This window comes from Kitasatospora sp. NE20-6, assembly GCF_045862635.1.
In genome coordinates this window covers 1-17,414 of record NZ_BPRL01000082.1, presented here as the reverse complement: position 1 = coordinate 17,414, position 17,414 = coordinate 1, and the positions used below count along the sequence as shown (strand labels likewise).

The window sequence follows — 17,414 nt, the reverse complement described above, 5'->3', positions numbered from 1 at the left end:
GCCGGCACGCCCTCGTCAGACCAGTGCTGCTCCCCAGGTCCGGGCCCGGTCGAGTTCGCCGGCCCGCAGCGGGCCTTCGGCCTCCTCGACGATGAAGCCCTCGGGCTCGGCCAGCACGTCGTAGTGGTGGCGGGCCAGCCTCCGGGCGATTCCGTACGCGGCGCCGCCGCTCATGCGGAAGTCCGCGCGGGTGTCGAAGGCGGCGGCGTGCGTGCCGCTCGCGGTGTCCGGCAGCCCGTGGAACCAGGCCCGGAGCCCCGGGCTCCCGTCCGGCCCGGCGCCGGCGGCCGGGTCCTCGGTCTTCCGGGCGGTTCTCCGTTCCTGCGTGCCGTGGGCGAGTCTGCGGCTGAGTCCGGAGGACATCCCGTGCATGTGGGTGGGGCCGCCGACCACGAGCAGGTCCGCCGACCGGGTCGCGTCGGAGGTCGCCTCGGCCACCGGCAGGCAGCTCACCTGCGCGTCCGGTGAGGCCTCGTGGATGCCCGCGGCGATCGCCTCGGCGATCCGGCGGGTGTTGTCGTACACGCTCTCGTAGACGATCACTGCCTGCATGGCACGGCCACCTCGCTGTGTCTTCGGATGATCCGTGCCCGGACGTGCGCCGTGCGGCGCGGCCCGGGTGCTGTCCGCCGTACTCATGAACACGGTGGCCTCCGGTACGGTCCGGCCGGATCGCTCACCTCCATGCTCGGGCGGGTGGGCGCCGGCCGGGAGGGCCGACCGGACCTGATGCGACGGGCCCCGCGGGCCTCCTGCCGGCGCGGACCGCCCCGGTCGGCCCGGCGAGGGGGCCGGTCGGCCCTGGCGGTCCCCTTCGCCGGCGAGGAACGTGGAGCCGGGAAGCCCGGAGCCGTTCGGGCGTGCCGGGGGAGCGGACCGAGGGGAGTCGCGATGTCCATCACCGAGCCGCCGGTGTCCGCGGCGGAGGCGTTGCTGGCGGACGGGACGGCCGTGCTCGTCCGCCCCGTCGGGGCAGCGGACCGGGCCGCCGTCCTGGACCTGTACGTGCACGGGATGTCGGACGAGAGCCGTCGGATGCGGTTCCTCGGAACCAGCCCCCGGGCACCCGAACTGGTGGCCGACCGCTTGTGCGGCCCCGGCCGGTCCGGGGTCCTGGCCCTCGGCGCCTGGGCGGACGGCGAGCTGGTGGGGGAGGCGGACTGCCAGGAGACCGCGGAGAACGGCGGGGGGAGCGCCGAACTGGCCATGGCGGTCGCCGACGCCTGGCACCACCGCGGAGTCGCCACCCTGTTGACGGAGCACCTCGTCCATGCCGCCCGCAAGCGCGGCATCCGCGAGTTCGCCGCCGACACGCTGGCCGGCAACAGGGCCGTTCACAAGGTGTTCTCCGACCTCGGGCTGCCGGTGCACCGGCACCTCGACCACGGCGAGATACAGGTGCGCGTCCCGCTCGACGAGGACGACGAGGGCTACCTCGGCGCCGTCGACGAGCGTGGCCGGACGGCCGACCTGGCCAGCCTGGCCGCGCTGCTGCGCCCGCGGTCGGTCGTCGTCGTGGGCGCCTCCCGCCGGGTCGGATCGGTGGGCCGCACGGTGCTGCTGAAGCTCCGCCGGGGCGGATTCACCGGGCCGGTGTGGGCCGTGAACCCGCACACCGGAGTGATCGCCGGCGAGCCCGCGTACCCGGGAATCGCCGAGCTGCCCGGGGTGCCGGACCTCGCCGTGCTGGCCGTGCCGCCGGCGGTGGTGCCCGGCACGGCCGAGGAGTGCGGACGGGCCGGCACGAAGGCCCTCGTGGTGTTCACCTCCGGCCTGGACGCGGCGCAGGCACGGCGGCTGGTGCAGAGCTGCCGGCGCCACAGCATGCGCCTGGTCGGGCCCAACAGTCTCGGGGTCGCGCAGACCGACCCGGAGGTCCGGCTGGACGCGGAATTCGGCGGGGCCTTCCCCCTGTCCGGTACCGCCGGCGTCGCCGTGCAGTCCGGGGGCGTGGGCATCGCCCTGCTGGAACGCCTCGCCTGGCTGGGCATCGGCGTCTCCACCTTCGTCTCGCTCGGGGACAAGTACGACGTCAGCGGCAACGACCTGCTGCAGTGGTGGGAGAGCGACGGCCGGACCGACCTGGCCCTGCTGCACCTCGAATCGTTCGGCAGCCCGCGTGCCTTCGCCAGGACCGCACGGCGCGTCACCCGCACCCTGCCGGTGCTCACCGTCGACGCCGGCCGCTCCGACGCCGGCCGGCGCGGCGCCGCCTCGCACACCGCCGCGGCCGCGACGCCGACCGTCACCCGGGAGACGCTCTTCCGCCGGGCGGGGATCACCGCGGCGCACAGCGTCGCCGAACTCGTCGAGGCGGCGGCCCTGCTCCACACCCAGCCGCTGCCCGACGGCCGCGGGCGCGTGGCGGTGGTCTCCAACGCGGGCGGTATCGGCATCCTCGCCGCGGATGCCTGTGCCGAGGCAGGGCTGGAACTGCCCCCGCTGCCCGCGGACACGGTCGCGGAGCTGTACGACCTGCTGCCGGCCGGGGCGGGAACGGCCAACCCGGTCGACACGACCGCGGCCGTCGGCCCGGCCGAGCTCAGGAGCTGCCTCGACGCACTCGCACGGGCCGGCACCGTCGACGCGCTGCTGGTCTGCCTCGTGCCGACCGCGCTCGTCCAGGACGACGCCGACCGGCCGCTCCGCGCGCTGCTGGACGGCCCGGGCCGCAGGCACCTGCCGGTCGCAGCCGTCCTGCTGGACCAGGAGGTGCCCGTCCGGTACCGGACCTGCGCGGACGGCGGCCGGCTGCCCTCCTACACGGACCCGGCCGCCGCCGCCCGTGCCCTCGCCCACGCCCGGGACCGGGCCCGGTGGCTGGCCGAACCGCCGTCGGCCCCGGCCGCGCCTCCGGACGCCGACACCGTCGGCGCCCGCCGACTGGTCGACGCGTTCCTCGCCGCCCACCCCGACGGGGGATGGCTCGCCCCCGGGACCACCGCCGACCTCCTCGACCGCTACCGCCTGCCGCTCACCCCGTCGATCCACGCACGGACCGAGCACGACGCGGTGATCGCCGCGCAGACGCTGCGGGCACTCGGCCACGACGGCCGGGTCGCGGCCAAGGCCTACTGGCCGGGACAGGTGCACAAGAGCGCCGAAGGCGCCGTCCGCCTCGGCCTCGGCAGCGAGACGGAGGTGCGCGCGTGCCACCGGCACTTCCGTGCCCTCTTCGGCGACCGGATGGCCGGCCTGGTGATCCAGCCCATGGCCGCGCCCGGTCTCGAACTGCTGGTCGGCGCGGTGCAGGACGAGGTGTTCGGGCCGCTGGTCCTGCTCGGCCTCGGCGGCACCGCGACCGACGTCCTCGGCGACCGCACCACGCGGCTCGCCCCGCTGACCGAACGCGACCTGGAGACCATGCCCGCAGAACTCAGGGCGGCCCCGCTGATCCTCGGCCGTCCGGGCGCACCGGAGACGGACCTCACCGGCCTCCGCCACGTGCTCGCCGGAGTCTCCGCGATGGTCTGCGACCTGCCCCGGATCGTCGAGGCGGACCTCAACCCGCTGATCGTGAGGCCCGACGGCGTCGTCTGCGTGGACGCCCGCATCCGGGTCGAGCACAGGCCCTCCTACGACCCCTACCTCCGGCGGCTGCGCCGTCCGGCCCTGGCCGGGGAGGCGGGCGGCCCGTGAGGCGGGGCGTGCCGGACGGTACGAGGGCCGGGCGCGCCCGCCCCTGCTCGGCGTCATCACCGTGGACGACCCCTTCCCCGAAAGGACCACACCATGAACAGCACCTGGTGCACCGTCGGCGACGTGATGACCCACGCGGTCGTCGCGGTGGGGCGGGACGCGGACTTCCGGGAGATCGCCGAGACCCTCCAGAAGTGGCAGGTCGGCGCAGTACCGGTGCCGACCGGCGACGGCAGGGTGGTCGGCGTGGTCTCCGAGGCCGATCTGCTGACCGCTCAGGACCGCGAACCCGAGACCTGCACCGGCATGACCGCGGGCGTCATGATGACCGCGCCCGCCGTGACCGTCCACCCGGACGGTCCGATCGCCGAGGCCGGCCGGTCCATGGCACGCATGCACCTCAAGCGCCTGCCCGTCGTCGACGCCGAGGACTGTCTCGTGGGCGTCGTCAGCCGGGGCGACCTGCTCAAGGTCCACCTGCGCGGCGACGAGGAACTCGCCGGCCAGGTCCGCTTCGAACTGGTCGCGGCCCTGCACCCGGCGGACGCCTCCGGGATCGACGTACGGGCCGACGACGGCCGGATCACGCTGTCCGGCACACTCCCCGGCACACTCCCCGGCACGGAGACGGCCGGGCTGCTGGAACACCTGGTCAGAGGAGTGCCGGGCGTGGTCGACGCCGAGGTCCGGCTCGGCGCCCCGGCCTGAGGTCACCGGTGAGCGGGCGGCGGGGTGGACGCCGGTGCTGCCGCCCGTGGCCGACGGCTCCACCGTCACGCGTGCCACCACCGTCACGCGTGCCACCGTCCGGGACGCGGCGGAGTCCCGCGGGCCGAACCCCCGGACCGTCGCCGTCGAGCGCGCGCCGGGTGCCGCGTCGGCCTGCCGGATCCCCGGTCGGCCGACCGGTGCGGCACGGCGGGGGAACGCGCAGAATCGGGAAGAGACGACGCACAGGCACAGGGAGGCCGTCATGGACCCGATCAGGGACGGCGACACCGGACAGCCCGTACGGGTGTTCCTGCTGGACGACCACGAGATCGTGCGGCGGGGCGTGAAGGACCTGCTGGACGCCGAGCCCGACATCGAGGTCGTCGGCGAGGCCGGCACCTGCGCCCAGGCACTGGCAAGGGTGCCGGCCCTCAGGCCCCGGGTGGCCGTGCTCGACGTCCGGCTCCCCGACGGCGACGGGGTCACCGTCTGCCGTGAACTGCGCGACCGGATGCCCGACCTGGCCTGCCTGATGCTGACGTCCTTCGACGACGACGACGCACTGCTGGACGCGATCATGGCCGGGGCGGCCGGATACGTCCTCAAGCAGGTCAAGAGCGCGGACCTGGTCAGCGCCGTCCGTACCGTGGCGGGAGGCGAGTCGATGCTCGACCCGGCCACCACCCGCAAGCTGATGGAGAGCCTGCGCCACCACGACGAGACCGGCACCGCCGCCCTGCTCGACCAGCTGACACCGCGCGAGCGCGAGATCCTCGCCCTGGTGGGCGAGGGCAGGACCAACCGGGAGATCGGCAAGGAGCTCTACCTCGCCGAGAAGACCGTCAAGAACCACGTGTCGCGGCTGCTCGCCAAACTCGGCGTCGAACGACGCCTGCAGGCCGCTGTCCTGGCCGCCCGGATCGACACCGGGCACCGTTCGTCGCACTCCCGCTGAGCCGCCCGGCTCGCCGGATCGGGCCGCTCGGCCCATGTGCTCCCGGCACCGGGGGCGGACCGTGGGAGGTGAGGGCATCCGCCTCCCGCCCCCACCGGCCCAGGAGCCCGCGATGATGCACCGGAACGACTACGGAACGAACGGGCGGGGCATCGCCCCGATGCCCCTCACCACGCTGCCCGCGTCCACGCTGCCCGCGCCCACGCTGCCCGCGCCCACGCTGCCCGCGCCCACGCTGCCCGTTCCCGGGCTGCTCGCCGACGGCGTGGCCCCGCCGCCCCGCCCGTGCCCCCGTCGAACCGTCCGCCCGCACACCGGCGGAGACGCACGCTGCGCCCCGCACCCCCGGGGCCCTGCGCGCCGGGCGCCCTGCGCACGGGGAGATCGACACCGACGAGTACCGAGAGCGCCCGGACGCCGTGGGCACCGCTCACCGGCCGGCCTCCGGCCGGCCCTGACGCCCGGAGGAGCCACCATGTCCGCCGTCACCCTCGACGCCGCCGCGCTGGAGACCCTGGTCGGCGCGGCGGTGGCCGCACCGTCCATCCACAACAGCCAGCCGTGGCACTTCAGGCTCCGCCCCGAAACCTCCACCCTTGAGGTGCTCGCCGTCGGAGAGCGGAAGCTGCCCCGGACCGACCCGCAGGGCCAGGCCATGCACGTCTCGGTCGGAGCCGCCGTCCTCAACCTCCGCGTCGCGGCCCGCCACCTGGGCTGGTCCCCCGAGATCCGGCTGCTGCCCGACCCCGCCGAACCCGACCTGCTGGCAGCCGTCGAACTCGACCGGCCGGCCCTCGTCACCCTCCTCAGCACCGCCGAACTGTACGGAGCGATCTGGCACCGGCACACCATCCGCACGCCGTTCACCGGGCCGCCCGTCCCGGCCGCCGTCCTCGCCGAACTCGTCGCAGTGGCACGGGCGGAGGAGACGGTGCTGGAGATCCCCGGCCCGCAGGAGGTCCGACGGCTCCTCCAGCTGACCGCCGAGGCGGAACGGGCCGACACCGCGGACGCCGGGCGCCGCAGCGAGAGCCGCGCCTGGATCCAGGAACCCGGCGGCCCGCCGCTGGGCATACCGCGCAGCGCCCTCGGACCCCAGGACGCCGCGGGCCGCCTGCCGGTACGGGACTTCTCCGCCGTCGACCCGGCCGACCGCCTGCCGTCCGCCGTCTTCGAAGCACATCCGTGCATCGCCGTCCTGTCCACCCGCCAGGACCGCCCGGTGGACTGGCTGCGCGCCGGCCTGGCCCTTCAGCACGTGCTCCTGGTCGCCACGGTCCACCAGGTCCGTGCGTCGATGCTGCACCAGGCCGTCGAACGGCCCCACGTCCGCCGGGAGGCCCGGGATCCGTCCCACGGGCCCGGCTGCGTGCAGATGATCCTCAGGCTCGGCTACGGTCCCGAGGGGGCACCGACACCCCGGCTCCCCGTCACCGGGAGCATCGACGTCACCGAGGGCATCGACCCGGACGAGTGAACTCAGCCGGCCGGCAGCGGCACCCGCCAGACCAGCTCCGTCCCGCCCCCGGGACGGGTGCGGGCGTCGAACCCGCCGCCCATCGCGGCCGCCCGCTCGGCCAGGTTGGCGAGCCCGCTGCGCCGCCCGTTCTTCGGAAGGCCGACCCCGTTGTCCCCGACCGTGAGCACCAGGTCCGCGCCGGCGGCGAGCGACACCTCCACCGAGGTGGCCCCGGAGTGCCGGGCGGCGTTGGACAGCGCCTCCTGCAGGACGGCCAGGGCCTCCTCCGCCGTTTCGGGCGGGACGGTGACGTCGATCAGTCCGGTCATCCGCAACGCCGGGGTGAAACCGAGGACGACGGCAGCCCGGTCCACAACCTCCACGACACCCGCCCGCAGCCCCCTGCCGGCCGGGCCGGACCGCTTGGCCCGCAGGCCGAAGATCGTCGACCGGATGGTCTTGGCGGTCTCGTCGAGGTCGTCGATGGCCCGCAGCACACGCTCCGAGGCCTCCGGGTGCTCGATGAACCGTGTGGCGCCCTGCAAGGTCATTCCGGTCGCGAAGAGCCGCTGGACGGCCAGGTCGTGCAGGTCCCGGGCGATCCGGTCGCGCTCCCTGAGCAGGGCGACCTGCTCGGAGTCGCGGCGCCGGTCGGCGAGTTCCATCGCCACCGCCGCCTGCGCGGCGAAGCCCTTCAGCGGAGCCGACTCGTCGGCGTCGAAGAGCGGCGCGCCCTCGGCCCGCGCCAGCATGAGCACGCCGCGCACGCCGCCCTCGGCGGTGCCGATCGGCACGGCGAGGGCGGGCCCCAGCCCCTCCCAGCGCGGCGGTCCGGCAGTGATCCGCGGGTCCTTGCGGACGTCCGGGCTGACCACGAGATCGGCCGACCGCATGGCGCTGCCCATGAAGGAGCCTTCGACCGGCAGCACCAGGCCCTGGTGGTCGGAACCGCGCAGGCCGACCGCCATCCGGACTTCGAGCTCGCCCGTGCCCGGGAGGCAGAGGGCCACCACCGCGAGGTCCGCGCCGGCGATCTCGGACGCCCGGGTGACGAGCAGGTCGAGCACCGTCTGCTCCCGGTCGCCGGAGAGCAGGCTGCTGGTGACCTCGGCTCCGGCGGTCAGCCAGCGTTCCCGCAGCCGGGCCTGTGTGTAGAGGCGGGCGTTGTCGATCGTCACACCCGCGGCCACGGCCAGCGTGGCGAGGACCGCCTCGTCCTCGGCGTCGAACACCCCGCTGCCGCGCTTCTCCGTCAGGTAGAGGTTGCCGAAGACCTTGTCCCGCACACGGATCGGCACCCCCAGGAAGCCGTGCATCGGGGGGTGGCCGGCCGGAAAGCCGACCGACGACGGATGGTCCGCGATCTCGTCCAGCCGCAGCGGCACCGGGTTGCGGATCAGCTCACCCAGCAGGCCGCGCCCGGACGGCAGCGGGCCGATCCGCTCCCGCTGCTCGTCGCTCACCCCCACCGGAATGAACTGGGACAGGGTGTCGTCCTCGCCGATCACCCCCAGGGCGCCGTACTCGGCGTCGACCAGCGTCACCGCTGCCTCGACGATGTGTCTCAGGGCCTGGGTGAGTTCCAGGTCCCGTCCGACGTCGAGCACCGCCTCCAGCAGGCTGTGCACCCGGTCGCGGGCGTTCCGGGCGGCGTCCAGCCGGGTCTGGAGCGCGTCCAGCAGATCGTCCAGGCGGAGTTGCGGCAGGGGGGAAGTGCCGTCCGCGGGGGAGCTTCCCACGTCGTCCTCCCTCCTGGGCAGGTGGCTGCTTCCAGCGTATGAGGCGCTGCCTGTGCCCGCCCCGGCAGTGGGGCCGCCCGGCCCGCCCCGCGGGCCGTCCGGCCCATGGTGCCGTGATCGTGCCGGTACGACGCTGAAAGGGAACCCGGTCGCGTGCGACAGCCGCCGGGACGTCCGGGGGAGGGACCGGACACGAAGGCTCCGACGTGTCACGGACCGGGCCGCCGCCGGTGGGGCGGGATCCCCGACCCGGCCGTCGCCGATGCGGACCTGCGGGCCGGGAACGTCACCGTCACCACCGGTCCGGTCCCGACGAAATGCAGGACGGCCACGACGTCTTCGCCGCCCCTGCCCGCACTGGGGCGCTCGAAGCCGCCTCTTCCGCACCCGAGGACCGAGGACCGAGGACCATGAACACGAACAGCACGGCGCCGCTCGGGGTGTCCGCCGCCACGGCGGAGGACGTCACCCGACGGGTCGTCACACGGTGCCGCCAGCTCGGCCTCACCCAGGACGAGGCGGCCGCCCGGGCCGGCATGTCGCCCCGCTACCTCGGCTGCCTCCTGGACTTCGGGCCGGACTTCGACCCGGGGGCGACGTTCCGCCTGGCACGTGTCCTCGGTCTCGGGCACGGGGACCTCGTCGAAGGACGCCCGGACAGGCCTCCCGGCATCCCGCAGGCAGCCCTCCGCCCCCGTCTGCTCAGGCTCACCGAGGAGGAGTGCTGGGAGCGGCTGGGCACCCACGGCGTCGGCCGGATCGCCTTCCCCGGCGACCGTCACCCGATCGTCCTGCCGGTCAACTACACCGTGGACGGCTGCACGGTCGCCTACCGCACGGCCGACTTCGGCGTCGCGGCCACCGTGGCCGGTTCCGGTGTCGGCTTCGAGGTGGACCGGGTGGACGACGCCGGCAGCTCCGGCTGGAGCGTCCTGATCGGCGGAAGTGCGGACCGCGTCGGAGACCCCGCCGATCGGGACCGGCTCGACCGCCTCGCCGTCACCGAACCCTGGGCCGGCGGGGCGCGGCACCTCTGGATCCGCATCGTTCCGGAGACCGTGACCGGCCGCGTCATCCGGCCGGCAACCGGTGGAACGGGCGACCGGGCCGGGGAAGGAGATCCGCCGTGAGGCACCGGCAGGCGGCCGGTCCGGGGTCCGTTCCGCCGGTCGGCGACCGTGCCGTCCGACCGGCGGCGTCGGCCCGGCGGTCAGGACCGAACGGCCCTGCACCGGCCGGGAGCGGTCGACGGACCGTGGCAGCGCAACCCGACCAGGGAGGAGCAGGGACCATGCAGCACCGGAACGTTCACGACGTCATGACCCAGGAGGTGGTGACTGCGAGGCCGGACACGCCGTTCAAGGAGGTCGTGGCCTTGTTCCACCGCAACGACATCACGGCCGTCCCGGTCGTCGACGACCAGGACCGGCCGATCGGCATGGTCTCCGAGGCGGACCTCATCCGCAAGGAGGCGGTGCTGCCCGACCCGGAGGGCCGGACGCCGGGGCGCCGGCTGCCCCCGGCCGACCGCGCCCGCGCCGAGGCGGAGACGGCCGGAGGACTGATGACCAGGCCGGCGATCGCCGCCCGGCCCGGCTGGTCGGTGCCCGAAGCCGCCCGGCAGATGGACAGGCACAAGGTGAAGCGCCTCCCCGTGGTGGACGAGGCGGGCCGGCTCGTCGGCATCGTCAGCCGCCGTGACCTGCTGCAGGTCTTCCTGCGGAACGACGCCGCGATCCGCGAGGAGATCGCGCACGACGTCTTCGGTCAGATCCTCTGGACCTCTCCGGAGGACGTCCGGGTGACCGTGCACGACGGTGTCGTCACCGTCACCGGCCGACTCCAGCGCCGCAGCCTGATCCCGATCGCCGAGCAACTGTGCCGGGCCGTCGACGGAGTTGTGGCGGTCCACCAGGCACTCGACTGGGCCGAGGACGACACCGAGGTCGACCTCGAACACCCGCGCGCCTACCAGAACGGCAGCTGACCCGGCGCACCTCCGTACCGGTGCCGGGCAATTCGCCGACGGAGGTGCCCGGCGCGTCCGGTCACCTCCTCGCGGCCGGGCCCCGGTCGCGCCCTGAGCCCCGGTCGTGCCCTGAACACCGTCACGCACCGTCCGCCCGTCCGCCCGTTCTCCCGTTCCCTGATCGCCCGGGCGGACGGGTGGACGGGTGGACGGGCACCGGGCGGCCCACCGCCGCGGCGGAGTCAGGTGCGGAGGGCGGCCAGGGTCGTGTCCAGGTCGGTGACGGTTGGCCGGGGGCGGTTGTGGGGGAGCCTGCCGAGCAGGTTGCCCATGGCGCAGGTGTCGGTGACGGCGGAGAGGACGAGCCCGGCGCCGACCACGGCCGAGAACCAGCGGGCGCCGGGCAGGACGAGGTCGGCCAGGACGCCGGCGACGACGAGGCTTCCGGCGGCGAGGCGCACCTGCCTGTCCGGCGCCCACACGGCACGCGCACCCGGAAGTCTGCGGAGCGGGTGGCCGCCGTCTGCCCAGGCCGAGGTCCCGCCGGTCAGTGCGAGGGCGGTGATCCCGGCGGCGGCCAGCTGGTCGCAGGCGGTCCGGGAGCGGTTCCCGGACGCGCACACGACGGCGATCCCGCTCTTCCCGGCCACGGCACGCAGGGTGGGCAGGGCTTCGCCGAGGCGGTCGAGCGGAACGTTGTGGGCGCCGGGGATGTGGCCCGCGGCGTACTCGCCGGGGGAGCGGACGTCGACGACGGTGAGTTCCGCGAGGCGGGGGTGCAGCTGGTCGACGGTCAGGGGCATGGTCATGGTGCGGGGGAGTCCTTCCGGGACGACGGGGTGGGCCACCCGGCCGGGATGCCGGGGGAGCGTGCGGTCGGTCAGCGCAGGGCGTCGACGAGCATGAGGGCCGCGGCGGCCAGCAGCGCGACGGCGAAGGCCGTCTGCAGCGTGCCGCCGCCGAACCGGTCGGCCAGACGCCTGCCGTCCCAGGCGCCGAGCACGGCGGTCGCGGTGAACGGTGCGACGACCGTCCAGTCGAGGCTTCCGGTCGTCCCGAGACGTGGGACGAGTGCGGCCAGGGAGTTCGCGGAGATGACCAGCAGGCTGGTTCCGACGGCCTCGGCCATGGTGAACGCGAGGACGGACACCAGCGCGGGGACGGCCAGGAAGCCGCCGCCCACACCGAGCAGGCCGGTGACCGCGCCCAGTCCGGCGCCCGCGGTCGTCGACCGGACGGCCGTCGGCCGCGCCCGGCCGCGCCGTGCAGTGGTGGACGGTGCGGGCCTTCGGCCGGCGACCAGCATGCGCCAGGCGGCCAGGGCCGCGAGCAGGGCGAATCCGACGGTGAGCAGGACGGCGGGCAGCCGGGCGGACAGTGCACCGGCTGCGGCGGCGACCGGGAGGCCGGCTGCGGCGAACAACAGACCGGTGCGCCAGCGGACGCGGCCGGCCCTGGCGTGCGCGAGCAGGCCGGTCACCGAGGTGACGGCGATGATCAACAGGCTGGCGGTGCCGGCACGAGCCGGGGTGAAGCCGAGCAGGTAGATCAGGACGGGGACGGCGAGCACGCTGCCCCCGCCGCCCAGACCGCCGAGCGCGAGGCCGACGACGGCACCGGCGACCAGGGCGAGGACGAGCGCGGTCATGCGACCTGCCCGTGCAGGCCGTCCACCGTGGCGACGGGGAGCCCGGCCCGGGGCGTGAGTGCCCGCTGCGGTGCGCGCGGCTGGTGGGACAGGACCATGGCTGGCCTCCGGGGATGTGCTGCAGGACGAGTGGGCCGCGCCGCGGCGCTCGGACGCCGGGAAGGCTCCGGCCAGGCGGGAGAGGGGGGCGGGGCCGAGTGACGACTGCGGCCCGTGTGCGCCGCCCCTTGCTTCCGATAATACCCATGGGGGTATTGTGAAGAGCAAGAGATACCCCCACCCGTATTTTTGGGGCCGCCGGGAATGGCACAGGCCGCCGGACCCGGGTGCCGATCACCTCGGAATCAGGAGAGATCCACGTGTTCTTCGCCCAGTACTACCTGGACTGCCTCTCCCAGGCGTCCTACCTGATCGCCGACGAGACCACCGGCCGCGCCGTCGTCGTGGACCCGCGCCGGGACGTCGACGAGTACGTCGCGGACGCCGAGGCGCACGGCTTCACGGTCGAGGCCGTCATCAACACCCACTTCCACGCCGACTTCCTCGCAGGACACCTGGAGCTGGCCGACCGCACCGGGGCGTGGATCGGCTACGGGCGCCGCGCCGAGACCGAGTACCCGATCCGCGGACTCGCCGACGGCGAGCGGATCGGCCTCGGCGACGTCACCCTGCAGGTCATGGAGACCCCCGGGCACACCCCCGAGTCCATCAGCCTGCTGCTCTTCGAACACTCCGGGGACGCCGTCCCGTACGGCGTGCTCACGGGCGACGCGCTGTTCATCGGCGACGTCGGCCGCCCCGACCTGCTGGCCTCCGCCGGCACGAGCGCCGACGAGCTCGGCCGGATGCTCCACGACAGCGTCCAGCGCAAGCTGATGGCCCTGCCCGACGAGGTCCGGGTCTTCCCCGCCCACGGCGCCGGCTCCTCCTGCGGCAAGAACCTGTCCACCGAGCGACAGTCCACCATCGGGGCCCAGCGCGCCACCAACTACGCCTGCGCCCCGATGAGCGAGGAACGGTTCGTCGCCATCGTCACCGCGGGCCAGGCCGCGACGCCCGGCTACTTCGGCCACGACGCCGCGCTCAACCGCCAGGACCGTCCCCTGTTCGACACCGCACAGGCCCGCCGGCCCCTCACCGCCGACGAGTTCCGCAGCCGCCGCGCGGCCGGCGCGGTCGTCCTCGACGCCCGCAGCCCGCAGGAGTTCGCAGCCGGCCACCTGCGCGGCGCGATCAACGTCCCCGTCGACGGCCGCTTCGCCGAACAGGCCGGCGCCGTCCTGTCACCGGACGCGGAGATCCTCGTCGTCGCCCCCGAAGGCAGCGAGGACGAGGTCGTCACCCGCCTCGCCCGCATCGGCTTCGACCGCACCGCCGGCCACCTGCACGAGCCGGAGACCGCCCTCGTCGACCTCGCCGAGGACCTCGCCCCCGCCGGCCGCCTCACCGTCGACCAGCTGCGCACCGCCCTCGGCACCGGGCAGCCGCCGCTCGTCATCGACGTCCGCAGCTGCGACGAGCGCGCCCGGGGAGCCGTGGACGGCTCCCTGCACATCGCCCTGAACGAACTGCCCCGCCGCCTGGCGGACATCCCGGCCGACCGTCCCCTCGTCCTCCACTGCGCCGGAGGGCACCGCTCCTCCGTGGCGGCCAGCCTGCTGCGCCACCACGGTTTCGCCGACGTGTCCGACCTGCTCGGCGGCTACGGCGCCTGGCAGGCCGCCACCTGAGCCGACCCGCGGAAAGGCGGCTCGTCCGTCCGGACCCGCCGCGAACGCGGCGGACGATCCCCGGACGGATACCCCGCGGGGTACACTGGATCATCCCCCGACACCGTGGAGGTGCAGCAGTGCAGGTCGACGACGACTCGGTCGGCGCGGTCCTCAACCGCCTTCGCCGTGCCCAGGGTCAGCTCGCGGGAGTCATCGCCATGATCGAGGCCGGACGCGACTGCAAGGACGTCGTGACCCAGCTCGCCGCGGTCTCCCGCGCCCTCGACCGGGCCGGATTCAAGATCGTGGCCAGCGGCATGCGCCAGTGCATGGCCGCCGCCGACGGCGAAACCCCGCCGATGAGCGAGGCCGAACTCGAGAAGCTCTTCCTCGCCCTCGCCTGACCTGTCCCGCTGCCGCGGAGCCCCTGACAGGGCCGTTCGGTCCTTCAGCGGTCCCTCCGGTGTTGCGCCAGCTCCTCCACGATGTGCCCGACGAGGCTCTCCACGGCCGCCTGGACCGGTGCCGACAGGCCCGTCCCCGGGGCGCGGTCGGCCCCCTCCACCGCGTAGACGACCAGCACGCGCGGCAGACGTCCCAGCTCACGGGCCAGCGAGACGGCGGCGCCGAGGCCGAGGCGCCCGACCTCACCTCCCGGATCTGCGGGATCTGCCCGATCGCCTACCAGCTGAGCGCCTGCCGCGCGATCGAGGACGCCTGCGGCGCCACCGTCGACGGACAACTGGCCGCGCTGCGCCGTCTGATCTACTGCGGCGAGTGGATCGAGAGCCACACCCTGCACGTCCACCTGCTCCATGCGCCCGACTTCCACGGCTGCGACGACTTCGCCGAACTCGCCCGCACCCGGCGTGCCGACGTCGAACGCGGACTGCGGCTCAAGCAGGCCGGCAACGCGATCGTCGAGCTGCTCGGCGGCCGGGCGATCCACCCCGTCAACATCCGCCTCGGCGGCTTCCACCGGGTGCCGGACAAGGCCGAACTACGCCCGCTGGCGGAACAGTTGCGCAGGGCTCGCGACGACGCGGCCCTGACCGTCCGCTGGGTGGCCGGATTCGACTTCCCCGACGCCGGCTGCGACCACGACCTGCTCGCCCTGGCCGAACCCGGCACCTACGCCATCGAGTCGGGCACCCCGACCGTCATGCCCGCTCCGCACACTGCCGGACTGCCCGCCACGAGCAGCCGCGCCCTGCCCACCCGCACCTTCGGCGTCCGCGAGTTCGGCGACCACGTGGCCGAGAGGCAGGTGCCGCACTCCACCGCCCTCCACGCCCGCCTCGACGGCCGCCGCCACCTGACCGGCCCCCTCGCCCGCTACGCCATCAGCGGCCGCATGCTCTCGCCGATCGCCCTCCAGGCCGCCCGGGACGCCGGGCTCGGCGACCCCAGGCAGGGCACCGTCTGCCGCAACCCCTACCGCAGCATCGTCGTCCGGGCCGTCGAGGTGCTCCACGCCGTCGACGAGGCCCTGCGTCTCATCGACGCCTACGAGCCCCCGCCGCACCCCCACGTCGAGGTACGCCCACGGGCCGGCACGGGCCACCGGGCGACCGAGGCGCCGCGCGGGCTGCTCCACCACCGCTACACCCTCGACGCCGAGGGAACCGTCACCCGGGCCGTCCTCGTGCCGCCGACCGCCCAGAACCAGGACGCGATCGAGGAGGACCTCCGCCGCGCCGTGCAGGACCACCTGCGGGCAGGGGAGCCCACCGACGGAGAGCTGAGAACCCTGTGCGAACGAACCGTTCGCAACCACGACCCGTGCATCTCCTGCTCCACGCACTTCCTCGACCTCACGATCGACCGGACCGGACGCTGCGCCTGACCGCGCGCCCGCGGCCTGCCGCGTCGGGAGAGGATCAACCCTGAAGCGCCGTCAACTTCCTCACCACAACGTCGACGGCCCTTGCATACCGCTCCGGCTCACCGGACCGGATCTGCCCCGACAGCCCCGCGCCCTCGCTGTGCGCGACGAGCCTGAAGATCAGTGCGCGAACCAGCATCTGCTGCCAGTCAGGATGGTCGCCGCCACCGGTCAGCAGGCTGGACGGAAGATCGAACCACAGCAGACCATCCGCCACCACGATGGCCTCCGCGAACACCGGAGGCCGCCAGTACGGCGAAAAGTCGATCACAGCAGGCGCTTCGTCCCCGGCGAAGAGCACATTGCCGGTGAGATCGCCGTGAATGAGCTGAGCGGCCTCCTGCTCCACCGGTCGCCTCAGCTCCAGCAGAGCCGAGAACGGCGCGGAGAGGTCGTCGACGACGTCGACGTCCTGCTCGCCCCACGCGACCCGATCGCCCACAGCCCACGGATGGGTGTGCCGGTCAAGGAAGTCCGGCCGGGGCACCTGTCGCAAGGCGGCGTGGAAGGCACGACCGGCACTGAGCACACCGGCCCAATGCTTCCGAGGGCCGGGCTCACCGGTCAGGAACTCACCGGCCGTCCAACCGTCCACGACGCTCCGACCATCAGCCGCCCGGAGCGGCAACGGGACCCGGAAGCCACTGCCCGGCGCCAGGCTCTCGAACAAGGAGGAAGCCCACTCGACCTCGTCGTCGGGCCCCTCGGCGGGCTTGAAAACGAACCCACCGACGAGAACGCTCCGCCCCTGCCCACCGACCAGCGGGACAGGAGGGCCCTTCACCCCGAAGGCGTCAAGGACGGCGCTGGGCGGGACAGCATTGCTCGGCAACTCGGTCACGCCGGGCATCCTGCCGACACCACCCTGCCCGGCGCACCTGCTTTTCGCCCGGCCCGAGCAGGAGCCTTCCGGCCCGTCCGGAGAATTCGCCGACGCCCGTAGGCCCGTTCGCTCCAACTGTTCCACACGTGCAGCCCGGTACGTCCAGGGCGAGGGTGCCGACGAAGGCGATCGCGCCCGCGGCGGCGGCGTACGGACCGTAGTCCCGGTCGTTCCTCACGGCGCACTCCGGGGCCGGGATTCTTCGCACCGCTGCCGGTGCGACGGCTCATGGACGGGCGGTGTCGCGCAGGGCGGCGAGCCGCTTGCGGTACTCCTCGTCGTCGATCTCACCGCGGGCGAACCGGTCGGCCAGCACCTGCTCGGCCGACGGTCGGCCGACGCCGGTCGGCGGGGCCGGTGGGGCGGGCGGGGCGGGCGGGGCGGGACGGCTGCTGGAACGGTCCAAGGCCCTGACGAGCAGGACGCCACCGAAGACGAGCAGCGCGGTGAACAGCAGCATGCCGATGCTCATCCCGAACCAGCCCCAGCCACTCATGCCACCGTTGTGCCAGTACATCATCGAGATCGCCTCCCAGCCCTCCCTCTCACCTCCATGCTGCTGCGCCCCACCCGGATGGGTATGGGCCTGTCGGTCCCCGTACGCCGTCCACCGGGCCCCTGCTGGTGGTTCTCCGCGCGCCTGGATCGAAACAACCCGGACATCAGGACTCCGTGGGAGCCGGGACAGCTCAGATGCCGGCCAGGCTGCGGAAGCGGCTGGCGTGGAAGACGAGCGGGGAGGTGTCCGGGGCCGCACTGAGGCCGTGGATGCGCAGCAGCACGATGTCGTGGTCGCCGAAGGGGACTTCCTCGT

General features: G+C 74.3%; 15 protein-coding genes. 9 read left to right on the top strand and 6 right to left on the bottom strand.

Translation table 11 applies throughout. The annotated features are described in order from the left end of the window. Positions 1–15: 15 nt before the first annotated feature. Positions 16–552, bottom strand: a complete 537-nt coding sequence (locus SNE206_RS35905) for a flavodoxin family protein (RefSeq protein ID WP_407917771.1) — start codon at positions 550–552, stop codon at positions 16–18. Between the two features lie 339 nt (positions 553–891). Here SNE206_RS35905 and SNE206_RS35900 point away from each other — a divergent pair, with 339 nt between their 5' ends. The 4 genes from SNE206_RS35900 to SNE206_RS35885 all read left to right on the top strand — a co-directional run bounded on the left by SNE206_RS35900 (position 892) and on the right by SNE206_RS35885 (position 6,782). Then, positions 892–3,639, top strand: a complete 2,748-nt coding sequence (locus tag SNE206_RS35900; protein WP_407917770.1) for a GNAT family N-acetyltransferase — start codon at positions 892–894, stop codon at positions 3,637–3,639. Positions 3,640–3,732: 93 nt separating this feature from the next. Then, positions 3,733–4,347: a CBS domain-containing protein gene (locus SNE206_RS35895; RefSeq protein WP_407917769.1), complete on the top strand. Its 615-nt coding sequence runs from the start codon at positions 3,733–3,735 to the stop codon at positions 4,345–4,347. Between the two features lie 265 nt (positions 4,348–4,612). Continuing rightward, positions 4,613–5,305: a response regulator gene (locus SNE206_RS35890; protein WP_407917768.1), complete on the top strand. Its 693-nt coding sequence runs from the start codon at positions 4,613–4,615 to the stop codon at positions 5,303–5,305. 475 nt (positions 5,306–5,780) lie between these two features. Beyond that, on the top strand, positions 5,781–6,782 hold the full coding sequence (locus tag SNE206_RS35885) for an Acg family FMN-binding oxidoreductase (protein ID WP_407917767.1): 1,002 nt from the start codon (positions 5,781–5,783) through the stop codon (positions 6,780–6,782). Positions 6,783–6,784: 2 nt separating this feature from the next. On the opposite strand, the gene SNE206_RS35880 is transcribed toward SNE206_RS35885, so the two are convergent. Then, the gene (locus SNE206_RS35880; protein ID WP_407917766.1) at positions 6,785–8,503 is read right to left on the bottom strand and encodes a GAF domain-containing protein; all 1,719 of its coding nucleotides are present in this window, start codon (positions 8,501–8,503) and stop codon (positions 6,785–6,787) included. Positions 8,504–8,913: 410 nt separating this feature from the next. On the opposite strand from SNE206_RS35880, the gene SNE206_RS35875 reads away from it, so the two are divergent. Further along, positions 8,914–9,633, top strand: coding sequence for a helix-turn-helix domain-containing protein (locus SNE206_RS35875; protein ID WP_407917765.1), 720 nt, complete (start codon positions 8,914–8,916; stop codon positions 9,631–9,633). A 161-nt stretch (positions 9,634–9,794) separates the two neighbouring features. Then, the gene (locus SNE206_RS35870; protein WP_407917764.1) at positions 9,795–10,490 is read left to right on the top strand and encodes a CBS domain-containing protein; all 696 of its coding nucleotides are present in this window, start codon (positions 9,795–9,797) and stop codon (positions 10,488–10,490) included. Positions 10,491–10,714: 224 nt separating this feature from the next. On the opposite strand, the gene SNE206_RS35865 is transcribed toward SNE206_RS35870, so the two are convergent. Together SNE206_RS35865 and SNE206_RS35860 are read right to left on the bottom strand one after the other, a co-directional pair. Beyond that, on the bottom strand, positions 10,715–11,281 hold the full coding sequence (locus SNE206_RS35865; protein ID WP_407917763.1) for a rhodanese-like domain-containing protein: 567 nt from the start codon (positions 11,279–11,281) through the stop codon (positions 10,715–10,717). A gap of 71 nt (positions 11,282–11,352) precedes the next feature. Further along, positions 11,353–12,120 carry a sulfite exporter TauE/SafE family protein gene (locus SNE206_RS35860; protein WP_407917762.1) on the bottom strand — a complete coding sequence of 256 codons (768 nt, stop codon included), beginning with the start codon at positions 12,118–12,120 and terminating at the stop codon, positions 11,353–11,355. 359 nt (positions 12,121–12,479) lie between these two features. On the opposite strand from SNE206_RS35860, the gene SNE206_RS35855 reads away from it, so the two are divergent. The 3 genes from SNE206_RS35855 (at position 12,480) to SNE206_RS35845 (ending at position 15,678) form a co-directional block, all read left to right on the top strand. Continuing rightward, entirely contained in the window at positions 12,480–13,850 is a 1,371-nt protein-coding gene (locus SNE206_RS35855) for an MBL fold metallo-hydrolase (RefSeq protein ID WP_407917761.1), read from the top strand. Between the two features lie 119 nt (positions 13,851–13,969). After that, positions 13,970–14,236, top strand: a complete 267-nt coding sequence (locus SNE206_RS35850) for a metal-sensitive transcriptional regulator (protein WP_407917760.1) — start codon at positions 13,970–13,972, stop codon at positions 14,234–14,236. A 62-nt stretch (positions 14,237–14,298) separates the two neighbouring features. Further along, on the top strand, positions 14,299–15,678 hold the full coding sequence (locus SNE206_RS35845) for a Ni/Fe hydrogenase subunit alpha (RefSeq protein ID WP_407917759.1): 1,380 nt from the start codon (positions 14,299–14,301) through the stop codon (positions 15,676–15,678). Between the two features lie 34 nt (positions 15,679–15,712). On the opposite strand, the gene SNE206_RS35840 is transcribed toward SNE206_RS35845, so the two are convergent. Both SNE206_RS35840 and SNE206_RS35835 read right to left on the bottom strand, forming a co-directional pair. After that, the gene (locus SNE206_RS35840) at positions 15,713–16,558 is read right to left on the bottom strand and encodes an aminoglycoside phosphotransferase (RefSeq protein ID WP_407917758.1); all 846 of its coding nucleotides are present in this window, start codon (positions 16,556–16,558) and stop codon (positions 15,713–15,715) included. Positions 16,559–16,826: 268 nt separating this feature from the next. Then, positions 16,827–17,096 (bottom strand): SHOCT domain-containing protein, encoded by a 270-nt coding sequence (locus tag SNE206_RS35835; protein WP_407917757.1) that lies wholly within the window; start codon positions 17,094–17,096, stop codon positions 16,827–16,829. Positions 17,097–17,414 lie beyond the last annotated feature (318 nt).